Annotated in this window: 17 protein-coding genes; 4 read left to right on the top strand and 13 right to left on the bottom strand. The window is 70.4% G+C overall.

From position 1 onward, the window contains the following. Positions 1-27: 27 nt before the first annotated feature. The 3 genes from Pma05_RS37260 to bla form a co-directional block, all read right to left on the bottom strand. Positions 28-735 (bottom strand): MBL fold metallo-hydrolase, encoded by a 708-nt coding sequence (locus Pma05_RS37260; protein ID WP_203862236.1) that lies wholly within the window; start codon positions 733-735, stop codon positions 28-30. A gap of 159 nt (positions 736-894) precedes the next feature. Further along, entirely contained in the window at positions 895-1,167 is a 273-nt protein-coding gene (locus Pma05_RS37265) for a hypothetical protein (RefSeq protein WP_203862237.1), read from the bottom strand. A gap of 107 nt (positions 1,168-1,274) precedes the next feature. Continuing rightward, on the bottom strand, positions 1,275-2,204 hold the full coding sequence (gene bla, locus Pma05_RS37270) for a class A beta-lactamase (RefSeq protein WP_203862238.1): 930 nt from the start codon (positions 2,202-2,204) through the stop codon (positions 1,275-1,277). 408 nt (positions 2,205-2,612) lie between these two features. Between bla and Pma05_RS37275 the strand changes: the two genes are divergently transcribed. Beyond that, positions 2,613-2,963, top strand: a complete 351-nt coding sequence (locus Pma05_RS37275) for a hypothetical protein (RefSeq protein ID WP_203862239.1) — start codon at positions 2,613-2,615, stop codon at positions 2,961-2,963. Beyond that, a complete protein-coding gene (locus Pma05_RS37280) occupies positions 2,960-3,367 on the top strand; it encodes a hypothetical protein (protein ID WP_203862240.1) in 408 nt (135 codons plus the stop codon). Before Pma05_RS37275 ends, Pma05_RS37280 begins: the two co-directional genes overlap by 4 nt. Before the next feature lie 74 nt (positions 3,368-3,441). Here the strand turns inward: Pma05_RS37280 and Pma05_RS37285 are convergent, their stop codons facing one another. From Pma05_RS37285 to Pma05_RS37305, 5 genes are all read right to left on the bottom strand, one after another. Continuing rightward, positions 3,442-4,125 (bottom strand): HAD family hydrolase, encoded by a 684-nt coding sequence (locus tag Pma05_RS37285; protein ID WP_239313933.1) that lies wholly within the window; start codon positions 4,123-4,125, stop codon positions 3,442-3,444. Between the two features lie 9 nt (positions 4,126-4,134). Further along, positions 4,135-5,001: a sigma 54 modulation/S30EA ribosomal C-terminal domain-containing protein gene (locus Pma05_RS37290; protein WP_203862241.1), complete on the bottom strand. Its 867-nt coding sequence runs from the start codon at positions 4,999-5,001 to the stop codon at positions 4,135-4,137. A gap of 280 nt (positions 5,002-5,281) precedes the next feature. Then, on the bottom strand, positions 5,282-5,986 hold the full coding sequence (locus Pma05_RS37295; protein WP_203862242.1) for an MFS transporter: 705 nt from the start codon (positions 5,984-5,986) through the stop codon (positions 5,282-5,284). A gap of 292 nt (positions 5,987-6,278) precedes the next feature. Next, a complete protein-coding gene (locus tag Pma05_RS37300) occupies positions 6,279-6,536 on the bottom strand; it encodes a hypothetical protein (RefSeq protein WP_203862243.1) in 258 nt (85 codons plus the stop codon). 372 nt (positions 6,537-6,908) lie between these two features. After that, on the bottom strand, positions 6,909-7,454 hold the full coding sequence (locus Pma05_RS37305) for an AAA family ATPase (protein ID WP_203862244.1): 546 nt from the start codon (positions 7,452-7,454) through the stop codon (positions 6,909-6,911). Between the two features lie 658 nt (positions 7,455-8,112). On the opposite strand from Pma05_RS37305, the gene Pma05_RS37310 reads away from it, so the two are divergent. Then, positions 8,113-8,466: a histone-like nucleoid-structuring protein Lsr2 gene (locus tag Pma05_RS37310; RefSeq protein WP_203862245.1), complete on the top strand. Its 354-nt coding sequence runs from the start codon at positions 8,113-8,115 to the stop codon at positions 8,464-8,466. A 152-nt stretch (positions 8,467-8,618) separates the two neighbouring features. On the opposite strand, the gene Pma05_RS37315 is transcribed toward Pma05_RS37310, so the two are convergent. The 4 genes from Pma05_RS37315 to Pma05_RS37330 form a co-directional block, all read right to left on the bottom strand. Continuing rightward, positions 8,619-9,386: a class I SAM-dependent methyltransferase gene (locus tag Pma05_RS37315; RefSeq protein ID WP_203862246.1), complete on the bottom strand. Its 768-nt coding sequence runs from the start codon at positions 9,384-9,386 to the stop codon at positions 8,619-8,621. 121 nt (positions 9,387-9,507) lie between these two features. Next, the gene (locus Pma05_RS37320; protein WP_203862247.1) at positions 9,508-10,917 is read right to left on the bottom strand and encodes a hypothetical protein; all 1,410 of its coding nucleotides are present in this window, start codon (positions 10,915-10,917) and stop codon (positions 9,508-9,510) included. Further along, complete coding sequence (locus Pma05_RS37325) at positions 10,907-11,440, bottom strand: SigE family RNA polymerase sigma factor (RefSeq protein ID WP_203862248.1); 534 nt, start codon at positions 11,438-11,440, stop codon at positions 10,907-10,909. The genes Pma05_RS37320 and Pma05_RS37325 overlap by 11 nt, the downstream gene beginning before the upstream one ends. Before the next feature lie 216 nt (positions 11,441-11,656). After that, positions 11,657-12,385 (bottom strand): DUF899 family protein, encoded by a 729-nt coding sequence (locus Pma05_RS37330; protein WP_203862249.1) that lies wholly within the window; start codon positions 12,383-12,385, stop codon positions 11,657-11,659. 67 nt (positions 12,386-12,452) lie between these two features. Between Pma05_RS37330 and Pma05_RS37335 the strand changes: the two genes are divergently transcribed. After that, positions 12,453-13,127 (top strand): winged helix-turn-helix transcriptional regulator, encoded by a 675-nt coding sequence (locus Pma05_RS37335; protein WP_203862250.1) that lies wholly within the window; start codon positions 12,453-12,455, stop codon positions 13,125-13,127. A gap of 176 nt (positions 13,128-13,303) precedes the next feature. Here the strand turns inward: Pma05_RS37335 and Pma05_RS37340 are convergent, their stop codons facing one another. Continuing rightward, positions 13,304-14,212 carry a M56 family metallopeptidase gene (locus Pma05_RS37340; RefSeq protein WP_203862251.1) on the bottom strand — a complete coding sequence of 303 codons (909 nt, stop codon included), beginning with the start codon at positions 14,210-14,212 and terminating at the stop codon, positions 13,304-13,306. Between the last annotated feature and the right edge of the window lie 67 nt (positions 14,213-14,279).

Consider the following 14,279-nt stretch of genomic DNA (forward strand, 5'->3'; position numbering starts at 1 on the left):
GGCCGAGTCGAGGTACGGACGTGACGCCTAACCTGTGGGCAGGTCGAGACGGGCAGCGACATCCCGCATCCGGAGCTGGCCCTCGTTCAGCAACGGCGCTCCATGTCCGAAACAGACGACGTCGGCGTCGAGCTCCGACAATCGGCGAAAGGACGCGAAGACCCGATCCCGGTCCGTATTGAACACACCGGGAATCACGCTGCCCTCATGGTGCGCCGCCACATCACCGGTGAACAGGATGCGATGCCGTTTCAGATAGAGAGCGATGCTTCCATCGGTGTGGCCGGGCGTGGAAACAACTGTGGCCCCTCCCCCGAACTCCAGGATGTCGCCGTCCACGACCGTCACGTCGACACGTACGGGCGGTGCGCTCTCCAGACCGGCGGCCACCTGTTCGTGCAGGACCCGCTCCGCTTCGGTGAAGTGTGGCGGCTGACCCGCCTGCTCGCCACGGATCACAGGAGCGTCGGAAGCATGGGCGACGACCGTCATGCCGCCCCATCGGACCACCTCTGCGGCCGAGCCCATGTGGTCGTCGTGAAAATGCGTCAGCACGAGCCGGTCGACGGCGGTGGTATCGAGTCCGACCTGACGCAGGGCATCGGCAATGGCTGGGCCGGATCCCGGTGCTCCCGTATCGATAAGGGTTGCCGATCCGTCATCGTCCCAGAGGTAGGACTGATAGGTGCCGAGGGTCAGCAGGTAGAGCTGGGGATGCAATTGTGTGACGCCCATGGGCCTCAACCTATCATTCGGTCCTGACCCGTTCCCCGGCCTCGTCATCGCCCGACATCCACCCTTTCCGGTGTGAGCAGGGCGCGACGAACGAGCAGCCCGAGGATTGCGTCCAGACGAGCCGGTGCACGCTCGGCTCGAGCCGGTCGAGCAGTCAGGTCAGTCGTCGCCCGCTGACGCCTTGGGCGACCCCAACCCGCGGTACGCCGTCAAAGAGAGCCGGACCAGCGCGACGAGGAGACCTGGACCGAACACCATCACCCACAACGGCCGCGTACCGTCCGGTGCGGCGATCAACACCGTCGAGACAACTACGTGACCGGCGAGTACTGCCACCCGGAGCCGCGCCGATCGCAACGGCAGAGCGGCCACCCCGGCCGACACGACGGCGAACAGTCCGAGGATCAGGAAGATGATCCAGTATCCGAGCACTTTCCCGTCCTAGCCCTGACGTCTCACGATGCTGCCTTGCAGGTTGTTGGTGATTCCGCGTCATCGTGCCACCGCACCGGTAACCGAGCGATCCGACCGGGTACGACCTACCGGCGCAGAGCCTCGACCGTCAGCTTCGCCGCCTGGGCGATCAGCCTGTCGTCGTACTCGGCGTTCTTCCCGGCGCGGCGGGAGAGGATCGCGAGCACGATGGGCACACCGTCGGGGGGCCAGATCACGGCGATGTCGTTGCGGGTGCCGTACCCGCCGGAGCCGGTCTTGTCGCCGACCTGCCAGCCGGCCGGGACGCCGGCCCGGACGAGCGCGTCACCGGTCGTGTTCCCCTTGAGCCACCCGGTCAGGACCGCGCGGTCCTCGGCGGACAGCGCGTCACCGAGGACGTAGGCCCGCAGGTCGGTGGCGAGGGCCCGGGGAGTGCTCGTGTCGCGCTGGTCACCGGGGGCCGCCTCGTTGAGGTCCGTCTCGATCCGCTCCGGATCGGTGACCTGGTCGCCGAGGTCGCGCAGCGCCCGCTCGAAGCCGGCCGGGCCGCCGAGCCGCTTCAGCAGCAGGTTGGCGGCAGTGTTGTCGCTGTACCGCACTGCGGCGTCGCCCAGCTCACGCAGGGTCATCCCCTTTCCCACGTGCCGCTCGGTGACCGGCGAGTGCGTCACCAGGTCTGCCCTCGAATAGCGGACCACCTGGTCCAGCTCAGCGGTGGAGGTCGCGCCCAGCATCGCCGCGGCGGCGAGCGCCTTGAAGGTCGAGGCGTAGCCGAACCGCTCGTCGGCGCGATGCTCCACCGCGCGGCCGGTGCCGGTGTCGATGGCGTAGACGCCCAGCCGGGCGTCGAACTCCGCTTCGAGTCGGGCGAAATCGGGCGGCGCTGCGGACGGCGGCGAGGAGGTGGCGACCGGGCTCGTCGGGGAGTACGACGGGAATGTGCTCGGCGGGCCGGTCGCCGAGCAGGCGGCGAGCGGCGCGAGCACGAGCGCGGCGGCGACCGTCACGGCGGCCCGACGGGGCGCGGAAATCATCGCTTGGTTCCTTTCGTCGGTCCACGCCCGGGCCGGCGGCCGGACGTCGAGACCCGCGTGCCGCACCAGACTGCCATCGAAGACAGAAAAGTGTGGAAATGCCGATCCGGCGCTGGCTGAGGCGGCCGAATCATCAAGGCAGGATCATGGCGGACGCGGCGTGCCGGCATGACGTCTGGACCAGCTTGCCGAGTTCCCGGTACCGCGTTCGAAGGTTGCCGTAGCCGGTTCTGGCGCGTCGTCCCGACGGTGGCGGCGGGCCGTCGGCCGAGGGGCGGGCCGGGCGGCGGAGCGGTCCCGTCGCGGGGTGGCGGACCGGGCCACGCCGGCCCCTGGCCCGGGTCGCCGGCCTGACATGAGTACGAGAACGGATACGCCAGGACCGGAGGCCGTGCCAGATTCTCGGGCATGGATGATGTGGCTGCGCCGCGCCGAGCGTCGTTCGGGCTGAGCCTTCTCGTCGCGCTGGGCTGGTACACCACCGTGCTTGCCGCGGTTTTCGTCGGGCATGCAGGGATACCGGCCACACCGAACCGGGACTGTGCGGCGGTGTTCAGCTGCATGACACCGCAAGAGGAACTCGGCCTGCTGGTGATCCTCGGCGGCCCGATCCTCGCGGGTCTGCTGTTCAGCACGCTGGTGGTCACCGGGCTGCTCGCGCGCCGGGTCCCCTCCTCGATCCTCACCGGCACCCTGTCGGCGCTCGGCAGCGTCGTCGTGGTGGCGGTGGCCGGTGCGGTCTGGCAGGGTCTCCGGTGAGGCGCGCCGGACTCGGCGTACTCTTCGTCGCCTGGCTCTACGGCGTTCCGTTCCTGCTCATCGTCGGGTTGATTCGACGTACGTCGTCGCCCTACCTGGCGACCCGCTCGGCGGCACAGGCCTTCGGCGCGACCACGGACACCCTCCTGACCACGGCACTGGTGCTCAACCTGGCACTTCCGGTGACCGGGGTGCTGCTCGCCCGGCTCGTCCGCCATCGGTACTGGACTCGCCACTTCGGTTGGTCACTGGTGGGCACGGTACTGATCTACGTCGCCGTCTCGATCGCGCAGAGCGCGGCGACGGCACCGTTGATCGGCTGGACGCCGGACGACCAGGAGCCAGCACCCCGCGTGACGCAGTGCATCCCGACCAGCGGCGGCCGTGGCTGCCCCGGCGGCTGATCCCGGCGTACGACACGGCGGAATTGGCTGGCGGCGTGACTCCTGTTCTGGGCTGTGCGGCGTCCGGTCGCCGGCTACCGGCCAGAGGTCGACAGTGAGTCCTGGTCGAGTCGGTGGACCACGTCGACGATGTCGGGAAAGGTGTCGACGAAGGCGTCGACGTACCGGCGGTCGAAGTCCGCTGGCTTCCGCACCCCGCTCTGGAGGCAGCCGACGAAGTACATGCCCGCACCGCCGGCTGCCACGGCGTCGCCCGGAGAATCCCCCACGTACACGCACTGCTGCGGCGGTATCCCGGTCGTCGCGAGCAACTCGTCGAAGGCACGCGGGTCCGGCTTACGAAATCGGGTGTTGCCGGCGTGGTAGATGCCGTTGACCCGCTCGGCCAGTACGTGATCCGGTTCCAACATGTGGCGGACCTCGTCCTCGGCGCGGGACGTCAACAGGAACACCGCCCGGCCGGCCAGCACGAACTCGTCGAGCGCGCGCAGGTTCTCCGGCGGGATCACGTCCAGGCGACCGTCGGCGACGTGCTGTCTCAGCGCCCGTTGATGCAGCGCCGCGAACCTGGCCAGGTCGAGGCCGGGAGACCGTTTGGGCATCGCGTCCAACAGCGGCTCGCCCCAGGTGGCCAGATGCAGGGCCCGAGGCATCGTCGGCCGGCCCATCTGCGCCAGGACCTCGTTCTCCAACGCGAACGCGGCTGCCTGGGTGAGGCACAGGGTGTCGTCGACGTCCACGATCACGGCCCGGATCACCGGCCCAGTCTAGTGGGCCCGGCGAGGTGCGACGGCCGCTGGCGATCCGGGTGGGCCGGGCGCCATGCTCAGGTTGGTCCGGCCGATCCAGGACGGCGGGTCCGTTCCGGTAATGGTGGGGCTGATCAAGCCGAGGTTGCCGTCGTAGCGGCGGTAGAGCAGGTTGCCGCGCCCGCTGTCGCGGTCGGTGTAGAAGACGAACGGCAGCCAGCCCTCGGCGAGTCGGTCGGCGGCCTGTGCCGGGGTGAGGATGGGGGTCTTGCGCGGGTTGACCGTGAGCGGCAGGGTGACCGGCATCGACGGTGGCCGCATGCTGCGCTGGCGGGCCAGCCGCAGCCCGGTCGGCCCGGCGCGATAGATGACGGCGTCCTCGCTGGTCTCGGCGTCGGTGAACAGGTGTACGTCGTAGTCCATCGCGTTCAGGAACGCGGCGGCCTGGCACGGCACGCCGGAGTGCAGTCGATAGGTCTTCAGCCGGGCGATCTGCCCGTGGCCGGGTACGGACAGCGCCCGGCGTTCGGGATCGGGCCACGGCCACGGCTGCCACGCGGTGGTCAGCCGCCGGATCTGGCGCTCCAGCCGAGCCGCACCGGCCGCTATCGCGGTGGCTACCGGCCTGCCCGGCACCTGCATCCGGGCCGGTGCCCCGCAGACCCGCAGGTTCACCTGGACCAGGATCGGGCCACCGGGGCAGTTCCCGCCGGAGAGTCGTACTCGGGCACCTGCGGCGGGGACCTTGTGGTGGGCCAGTACCGCACCGATCATCGCCTGGGCGCAGTCCCGCTCGTCGGCGCCGACCAGACCTCGGGTGTGCACCTGCACCAGGCCACCGGCAGACGCCGATGACAGGCTGATGTCGGCATCGGGCGCGAGCAACTGGACATCTCCCTCTGGACCCCGGAACCAATCCCGATTACGGTCGCTCACCCGGCGTCACTGTCGACAGGGTCAAAGGTCCCGACTCCGTCAGGACCACCTGCCCGCCTCCGGCGGTACGGACACCGTTGACCAGGAACGGGCCACCGCCGGCCACCACGCGGAAAGTGATCCTGCCCGTCGGAAGATCAGTCGCAGCCCACGAATTCCTGCGACACCGTGGCCGGTACCGGTGCTCGTCGTCGGGTACGGCTGGGTCGCCCTGCGCCGCCTGTTCCCGTCACGCCGACGGGGCGGCCGGAGGCTGAGCCGGCGGGGACGCCGGAGGCTGAGCCGGTGGGGACGCCGGAGGCTGAGCCGGTGGGGACGCCCGCCGTGTCAGGACGATGATCCCGCTCACCGCGGTGGCCAGCAACGCCACCACCCCGAACGGCACGGCCAGCATGAAAGGCAACCGCCAACCGACCAACCGCGCCAGAAGCGCCCCGATCACGGGTCCGAGAACCAGCCCCAGCACCACCGCACCGGCGACGAGTGGCGCCACCCACCCGCGCCGGGCCCGCGACTGCACGACCAGCACGGCCGTGACGCCCCAGGCCAGACCGGCCCCGAACCCGGTCAACGCGCGGCCGAGCAGCAGCGAACCGCTCCCCGAGGCCAGGGCGATCAGCAGCGATCCGGGAACCAGCAGCACGATCGCGGGCAACGCGACAGCGGTCGGCCACCGTCGGCCGACCAGGGCGCCGACCGGAACCGCCAGTGCCGCCGGCAGCAGGAAGGCGACGAACATCCAGAGGATCCCCAAGCTCGGCAGATGCAAGGCCCGTTGGATCGCGGCCCCCTCCGGCCCGACGGTGAGGGTGAGCAGGAAGGCACCCAGCGAGGCGGCGAGTGCCGGCCCGATCAGCAGCCAGACCGGGCGGACGCCGGGGAGTGGGCCGTACGGGGGAACCTGGCCGGCGGCGCCGGGAGAGGGCGGGGTCACCTGGGGCAGTGTACGGGCGCGGGGCTTGGCGGGGACGACCCCGCGGTGACGATGGTGCCGACCTCGTCAGCATCGGCGCGCAGAGCGGGGACCGTCGCAGGAGAGACGGTGGCCACCGCCGGGCTGGCCGACCCGGCGGTGACCGAACGGGCTCGGAAGCGCCTGTCCGAGCAGGTGCACCCGGTCAGGAAGATGAGCTGGCTGAAGAAGTCGTCCGGGAGTGGCGGGATCAGGTACACGGCCACATCCGCCGCACTTCCGGGGTGCCGGACGCGAAGGGTTGGCCCCAGCGCTAATAGGTGAAGGTCCAAAGGAAGTAGTAAGCGGGGCCGGTGGGGCCGTACTGGCGGTACTCGCAGTAGTACCAGCTCCACAGGCCGGTCTGGACACCCTCGTTGCCGTAGCTGTTGCAGAACTGGCCGTCGTAGTAGACGCCGCGCAGCGTACCGCCCGGCGGGTCCGCGGCGGCCGGAGTGGCGCCGATCCCGACCAGCCCGCCCAGTGCGAGCGTCACCGCCACTACCAGGGTCGCCCATCTGCGTCCGCGCATGAAGCCTCCTCCCGATACCGTCCACAGTGCACAGCGGCTCCCCGTCGAGCCGGAACCCGGGACATCGAAGTATGTGAAAGTAAGGCTCACACGGGGGCGCGCCGTCCGGCTCCGGACAACGGGCGTTACTACCCCGACGATCCGCCAACGGAGTCTCCGTCGAACGGGCATCCGCCCTGACAGCGGCGAGGTCGGCTCCGGCCGACCCTGCGCGTCCGGCGACCCGACAGGCCGCGCGTGGCCGCGCCCTCGGAGTCCGCTGTCGTCGTCACCCCGTCACCCCGTCACACTGGAGCCCGGGGTACGCCGGGCACCGCCACCCAGGAGGCGCGCCGCCGTGGCATGCGTCGCGGCCCGCATCGTCGTCCCGACTCAGACGAGTCGGAACCGCTCCGAAGCGACGGCACGCCGGACTTCGGCGGCTGTCCGCACCGCGTCGAGGTCCCCAGTGTCGATCACGTGGTCTTCGAACTCTTCGAGCTGCGCGAATGCGCCGTAAAGGCCGATGATCGCCTCGACATCCTTCAGTTCGCTGCCGGCGCGTCCCTTCGCGCGGGACAGCGTGGTGCCGAGGTCAGGTCTGAGCACCACGTAGTACACCCTCAGGTCGTCCCGCTCCGCCATCGCGCGAAACGGCGGCAGGAACCACGGCCCGACTATTCCGTCGACCACGACGTCATAACCGCCACGGGCGAACGTCGCGACGGTCCCGACGATCGCCTCGACGACCACCTCATTCTGCCGCTGCGCGCCGGGCAGGAACGGCAGGACGAAACCCGTCCGGATCGATCGATAGAACAGGTCGGTCGTGAGATGTACCGTCGGGACGCTCGCATCGCTGGCAAAAAGCTCGGCCACCGTCGTCTTTCCCGCACCGGGCGGCCCGGTCAAGATGATCGCTTCACCACTCACGGTCACCGACGTTAATCTGCCGACCTCGCGGGAAACAGTCTTGTCTTCTCGGTTGGCTTCCGCCGCCGGCCACACACGCCCCGAGCCTGCGCGCCGGTAAGGCGGTGCCGATCCGGGAAACCGCAGGTTTGTGCTTCAGGTCACAGCCCAGCACGTCACGTCCCACCGGACCGACCGTAAACCTGATCTACCACTGAACCTATTCAACCGGGGCAGCGCGGCGCGTTCGCCCCGTCTTTCACCTGCGGGACGACGGACCGCAAGAGGAGGCGCCGCCTCCGCCCGCATCGGCCCCCGGAGCCGCCGACGCCGGATCACGCACACCACCACACCCAATCGGGTACGGCGGCCGGTTCGCCCAGCCCCGGCATCCGGTGGCTCGGTCTCGCCCTCGTCTCCGCCTCCCTCGCCGGAATTGGCGCGAGCCACCGGCTAACACGCGCAATACCGCAGTGGACACAAGCAGTCGCGGGCCGATGACGCGAAGCGATGGGCGGACCGGTTGTTCACCGCTGCGGATCAGGCAGCAGCCCGAAACCATGGTGCACTCCATGGCGCGGACTATGCCCGGACCCAAGCCCGCAATCGCATCGCCTTAGCGTTCTGAGCGTCGACACGCTAATGTGCAACGGATACCAAGACAACTCTCGAAGGAGACTCCTCCGTGGCCAGGCAAATCATTCACAAGTTGGTCGACGACCTGGACGGCGGCGAGGCCGACGAGACGGTCAAGTTCGCCCTCGACGGCGTCCAGTACGAAATCGACCTGTCCAGTTCAAACGCCGACAAGCTCCGGAACGCGTTCGCCCCCTACACCGCGTCGGGTCAGAAGATCGGCCGCAGCGCCGTGGTCGTCGGTGGCCGCGTCGCACGAAGCCGGGGCAGCGCCACGGCCGACCGAGAGCAGAACAAGGCGATACGCGCATGGGCCAAGAAGGAAGGTCGGGAGATTTCCGACCGTGGCCGCATCCCCCAAGAGATCACCGACGAATACCACGCCAAGGCCGGCAAGTCATAGCCGCACCAGCCACGGTGCGCTGAACGCCGTCGAGCAATCCCCTCGACCCAGCGTCGGCGCACCGCCGCCGGCACGGCACGAGAGCGCCATCCCTACCGAACAAACCCGAACCGCCGGGCCGGCCGCCACGGCACCGTCCGGCAATCGACGCACTACCGCTCGCGGCACCTGCGCGCGAGGTGGACGGTGATGTCGGCGGCGATCTCGACTGTCTCCGGCAGGACCTGCCTGATCCGGCGGAACACCTGTGCCTGCTGCGCGGTCGACAGTTCGAGGTAGGCCGAGACGGTCGCGAGATAACCGACGTAGTGGTCAGCGCTCATCGTCAGGCGACGCTTGAGCACTGACTGCCGTACGTCCACGAACCACTCGGACCGTTGAAGTTCCGTACCCGGCCACTGCATGTCATGTTCCGGTGGCGTCCCATCGGGAGACGGGATCTCGTCGCTCTCCAGATACGCTGCCCGAGCCGCGCGAACAGCCTCCCGTACGGCAGGGTCGGCCGGCTGGATTGGTCCACCGCACGAGGCGAACACGCCACCCGGCTCCAGTAACGCGGCCATCCGCGACCACCGGTCCACCGAGTCCGTCCAGTGCAGCGCGGCTGCCGCATAGACCAGCTCATATCTCTCACCCGGTCGCAGGTCCTCGAAGGAGGCTTGCACTGTCCGGACGTGTGCTGGCACGTGCTTGCGCAGCTCGGCCAGCATGGCTCCGTCCGGCTCGGTCGCGGTGACCCGGATCCCCTGTCGAGCGAAGAGCCGGGTTGCCTTGCCCGTCCCAGCCCCGATCTCGAGGGCAGTCCGCACAGGTCCGCCCGCGTACGTCAGCACCCGGTCGACAAGCTCCCCGGGATACCCCGGCCGGAACCGTTCGTACACTTCGGCCACCTGTCCGAAGCTCAGTGCGCGACCAGCCATGCCGAGGATCCTGACACGATCTACGCCGGCCATGCGCGGTCTTTCCGCTCCCCCGCCGTGCGTGCCGGCTGGATCCGGCCGGCGAGGCTGAGCCGCGCCGGCCGGACCGGGACACCGCTCGTCAGTCCGCGTCCCAGGCGTCGAGCTGATAACCGGGTCCGAAACTCTCGACGACCCGCTCGGTCCCGAGCACCGCGCCGGTCCCGTCGAGGGCTTGCAGGCGCAGATTCTCGGTACTCGGCACCCTCAGCACGAGAGCGGAGTTCTCCACCTGTCCCTGGGCCACCGCCCGGTCACCGAGCAGCGCGCGTACCTCGGTGGCGCCGGTGGGTGCGATCACCAGCAGGGTACGGTCCGGTGGGCCGGATGCGCCGTCGTCCGGGCCGAGCGGGATCGCCAGCAGCCGGTCGGGTGCCGCCGGGTCGGTCCGGGTCGCGAACTGGCTGCCCGTTCCGATGGTTTCGTCGGCGTGTTCCTGGCGGTAGGTTATCGCCACCTCGCCCAGCCATCCGCCGTCGACCGCCGGTGCGCTGACCACCGTGGCCAGTCCGTCGAATCCGATGCCGGTACCGGTCGTCTCGCCGCTCCAGACCACGGTCGGCAGCTCGGTCACGGTGTATCCCCAGCCGCCGGTCGCGGTGCTCATCGCGGCACGGGACTCGGTCGGGTGCAGCCGCCCCCGGACCTGCGACACCGCGGCGGCGAACTGGTCTTCCGTGACGCCCTCAGGTGCCCACGAACCGGGGCCGGGCAGCCGTTTCCGTACCTCGCCCGCGCAGCTTACCTGGAACCATTCCGGCCGGAGGCTGCCTGGCGGGCGGACCAGGTAGGAACCGGTCGGCTCCGGCGTCCAGTTCTGCGGGGCGGGCATCCCAGCCGTGGCGAAGTCGCAGCCTTCCGGGGCGATGCCGACATAGCCGACCTGGTCCGGCTCGTCGAGGCTCCCGAGGGTCAGGCTCTCGTACGGCTCCAACCCGTCGCCGAACCGCTCGGCGGCGGTACGGGCCAGTTCCTGAGGGCCGGCCCCCTGGTCCGCCACCATCCAGGCCATGGCATTCGGCCAGCCCCGGGAGTCGGGTCCGGTGAACACGAAAGCGGCGAACGCGACCCGGTGCGGGCCCACGTCGTCGACGAACAACACCCGCACCTCCCGGACCGGCGTGGTCAGCCTCGGCAGCCGGCCGGCCCGCGCGTCGGCCAGCAGGGTCTCGGCCAGGGACGTCCGGTACCCCTGATCAGTGCCGATCCGGCCGCGCGGCTCGGACCGGGCCAGCCGGTCAGCCCAGGCCAGCATCCGTGCGCCCGCCGACTGGCTGGCCGCCGGTTCCGGAGCGGCCCCGCCGCCCGGCCGGAGGGTGGTGACGACGATCCCGACGGTGGCCAGCAGGGCGACCGCGCAGAGGGTCGCGGTGAGTGCCCGCCGCCGGCCCCGCCGGTGCCGGGCGAGCACCCGGCCGTATGGGTCCGGCTGCGGTCGCAGGTCCTCGGTCAGCTCGGTCAGGATAAGGCCGATTCGCTCGTCAGAACCCATGATTCTCCCTTGCCGGTGCCGCCATGCCGGACGTGGCCGTTCGTGGTTGTGGTTCCAGGGCCGCCCGCAGTCGGGCCAGTCCCCGGGAGGCGCGGCTCTTCACCGAGCCGACCGAGCAGCCCAGCGTCTCGGCGACCTCCGTCTCCGGCAGGTCGGCGACGTACCGGAGTACGATCACCGCCCTGGTTCGCGGCGCCAGCGCCCGCATCGCCTGCCAGAGCGCCTGCCGCTCGGTGACCCGGTCCGCCACGTCGCGGACCGGCCGGTCCGGCAACAGGGCGGTCACCACCTCCCGGGCCCGGTACCGGCGCCACATGGTGATGTGATGGTTGACCATGACCCGCCGCAGGTACGCCATCGGCTCGTCGACCCGCCGCCACCGGCGCATCGCCTTCACCAGGGCGCCCTGGACGAGGTCCTCCGCATCGCCCGCCGACCCGGTCAGGTGATAGGCCACCCGCAACAGGTCCGGGTAGCGCGCGTCGACGAACTCCTTGAAGCCGCCGTCGTCGTCCGATGCCATCTGCTCTCCACTTCTGTCCGCTACCCAACACGACCCTGAGCGGGGCAGAAACGTTGATGGCCGACGGCGGATTTTCCGGCTTGCCTGCGGCGACCGGCGGCGGTGGAGTCAGCCGGGCAGCGCGGTGGGCTCGACCGGCGGCCGAGCCGTCCGGAGAGCCGGGTTACGCGATTCCTTTCTGGTTTGAACGTCCCGGCGAGAGCGGTCCTACCGTTGTCAGTGGCAGTGCTGTTCGTGCTCTGCGCCGACCGGCCCGACCCCCGGCCGGGTCCACTGCGGTACGGGGCGGCCGTCCCTGCGCCATCTCGTGTAGGTGGGGTCCTGCGGCCAGCCCTCGGGCGAGTCCTCCCACGCCTCCTGCCGGCCGTAGGCGGTCATGTCGAGCAGCTTGTGCGACGACATGATCGCCTCGACGCCTCGGCCGGTCGTCTCGTACGTGAGGAAGAATCGGTCGCCCTGGCGCAGGAAGCACGCGATGATGCCGCCGCCGGCGTAGGCGGGATCCTCGACGCCATGGCTGGAGAACCACGGGTGGGTGTAGCCCATGAACTCCCGGAACGGCGCCATCTCCTCGTACGGCCCCTCGCCGAAGACAGCGAAGGAGATGCCGCGTTCTTCGAGGTAGGCCGCGTTCTGGAAGTCCCAGACGGAGGCGGTGCAGCCTTCGCACTGGTCCTCGAACGGCTTCCCGGGGTGCCACATGTGCTTGTAGACGACGAGCTGGTCACGTCCGTCGAAGATCTCCGACAGCGGCGTCGAACCGTGCGCTCCGACGAGCGAGATCGGGGTGACCTCGGTCATCGGCAGGCGGCGCCGGGCCGCGGCTATCGCGTCGCCCTCGCGCGTGTGCGCCTTCTCGCGGCCAAGCAGCGCCGCCCGCTCGCGGAGCCAGGTCTCGCGGTCGACGACCTGCGGGGCAGGGGTACTGGTATAGATGGTTGCCATGCGGCTATCCTAAGCATAGCTAGTACTTTCTTGACCATAGCTCTGGCCCGGGTTAGTGAGGCGACCGTTGCCGACCAAACGGACCTATGGCGACTTCGGTGACGCCTGCCGCGCCGCGAACGCGCTCGACCTCGTGGGTGACCGGTGGACCCTGATCGTGATGCGTGAGTTGATCCTCGGGCCCAAGCGGTTCACCGACCTACAGGAGTCGGTTCGCGGCATCACCGCGGCCGTCCTCACCGCGCGACTACGATCGTTGCGGGAATCCGGGATCATCGACCAGGTCGTGCTGCCGGACCTCGCCCGGACCCGCGCGTACGTCGCGACGGAGTGGGGTCGCGGGTTGGAGTCGGTCCTGCGGTCGCTGGGGCTCTGGTATTCGGCCGGACCCGACCCCGGCACATCGGGCCGGATGACTCCCGACGCGACCGTCCTCGCGATGCGGACGATGGCGCCGGCCTCCTCCGGCGAGGTGCCGCCCATCGCCCTCCGCCTGCACGACGGCCCACCCCCCGACCCACCGGTACGCGACTACCGCGTGGCCGCGATCGACGGGAGTCTGGACGTCCGGAGCGGTGTCGCCCCGGAGCCGGCGGCGACCGTGACCGCCGAGTCGACGGTCTGGGGCAGGGTTCTCTTCGACGACCTGCCGCTCTCGCATGCCGAGCGCGACGGAACCGTGCGGGTCGAGGGCGACCGAAGCGCCGTCCTCCGGGTCGTGCGTCTCTACGCCCGGCCCTGACGCGCAACGGAGGCACGCCGGTCGATCGACCTTCGCCGCCGGCGAGTGCTCGCGCACCCCGTTCCCGCGACGTCGCTTCCCGAGTTGTCCGGGCCGGGCAGCCGCTCGGTGGGATGGAGATCCGTCGAGCGCGCGGAAAGCCGGGGTTCCGGGACGACGCCGTCAGCCGTCAGCCGTCAGCCCGGTCGAGCCGAGCCGAGCAGTTCGACGAGGTCGTAGACCGCCTCGCCGGTCCAGACCAGCGACGCCAGTGCCAGCGAGACCGGCAGCACGCGCAGTGCGGGTGACCGGAGGGTGGCACGGGGCCGCAGGAGTTGGGCCACCCTGCGGGGTACGACTCCGCCGGGGGATGCCGCGTACAGACCGGGTGGGTCGTTTCGCCCGTCACGGGCGGCCAGCGCGGCCACCCCGATCGCGTGCGCGACCGTACGGCGGCTGCCCACCGCTGCGGCGGCCTGCTCATCGGCGGCTCGTTCCACCAGGTAGTCGACGTGCCGGGCGACCCACCAGAGCGCCGGGTGGGTCGCGGCGGCGAGTTCGGCCAGCCGGACGAGCCGGTGGTGTCCCGAGGTCAGGTGCGCGTGCTCGTGGGCGAGCAACGCGTCGAACTGGGGGCTGGTGAGCAGTTCACGCATGCCGGTGGTCACCACGACGTGACCGGGCCGGCCCGGCACGGCGTACGCCTGGGCCGCCTGGTCGGGCAGCATCACGAGCCGGCCGGTGTCCGGCGGCACGGCGTGGGCCAGGTCCAGCGCCCGTCGGTGGCGACGCCACCGGCGGGCGACCGCGACCGTGACGACCAGCAGCAGCCCCACGCTGAGCCAGGACACCCATGGCACGTGTGCGGTGTCGTCGGCGACCAGCCGGGACGACCAGCCGAGCGCCCGGCCGACCGCCGGCAGCTCGGCGACCGCCTTCAGCGCGAACACCACGAGGTTGACCACGCTCGCCACCGCGGCCGTCACGGCCGACCACACCAGGATGACCGCCGCGAGCGACGGCGCGAGACGGTCGACCAGCAGCCGGGTCGCCACCACCATCAGCGGCGGTACCACGACCACGGACCACACGAAATGATCGAACATACCCCTCCGTCCAGGCCAGTCGAGTCTGCCACGGGCGGGCGCCGGGCCGGACCGTGGCGACCCGGGC

The organism is Plantactinospora mayteni (assembly GCF_016862935.1).
GTDB classification, from domain to species: Bacteria; Actinomycetota; Actinomycetes; order Mycobacteriales; family Micromonosporaceae; genus Plantactinospora; species Plantactinospora mayteni.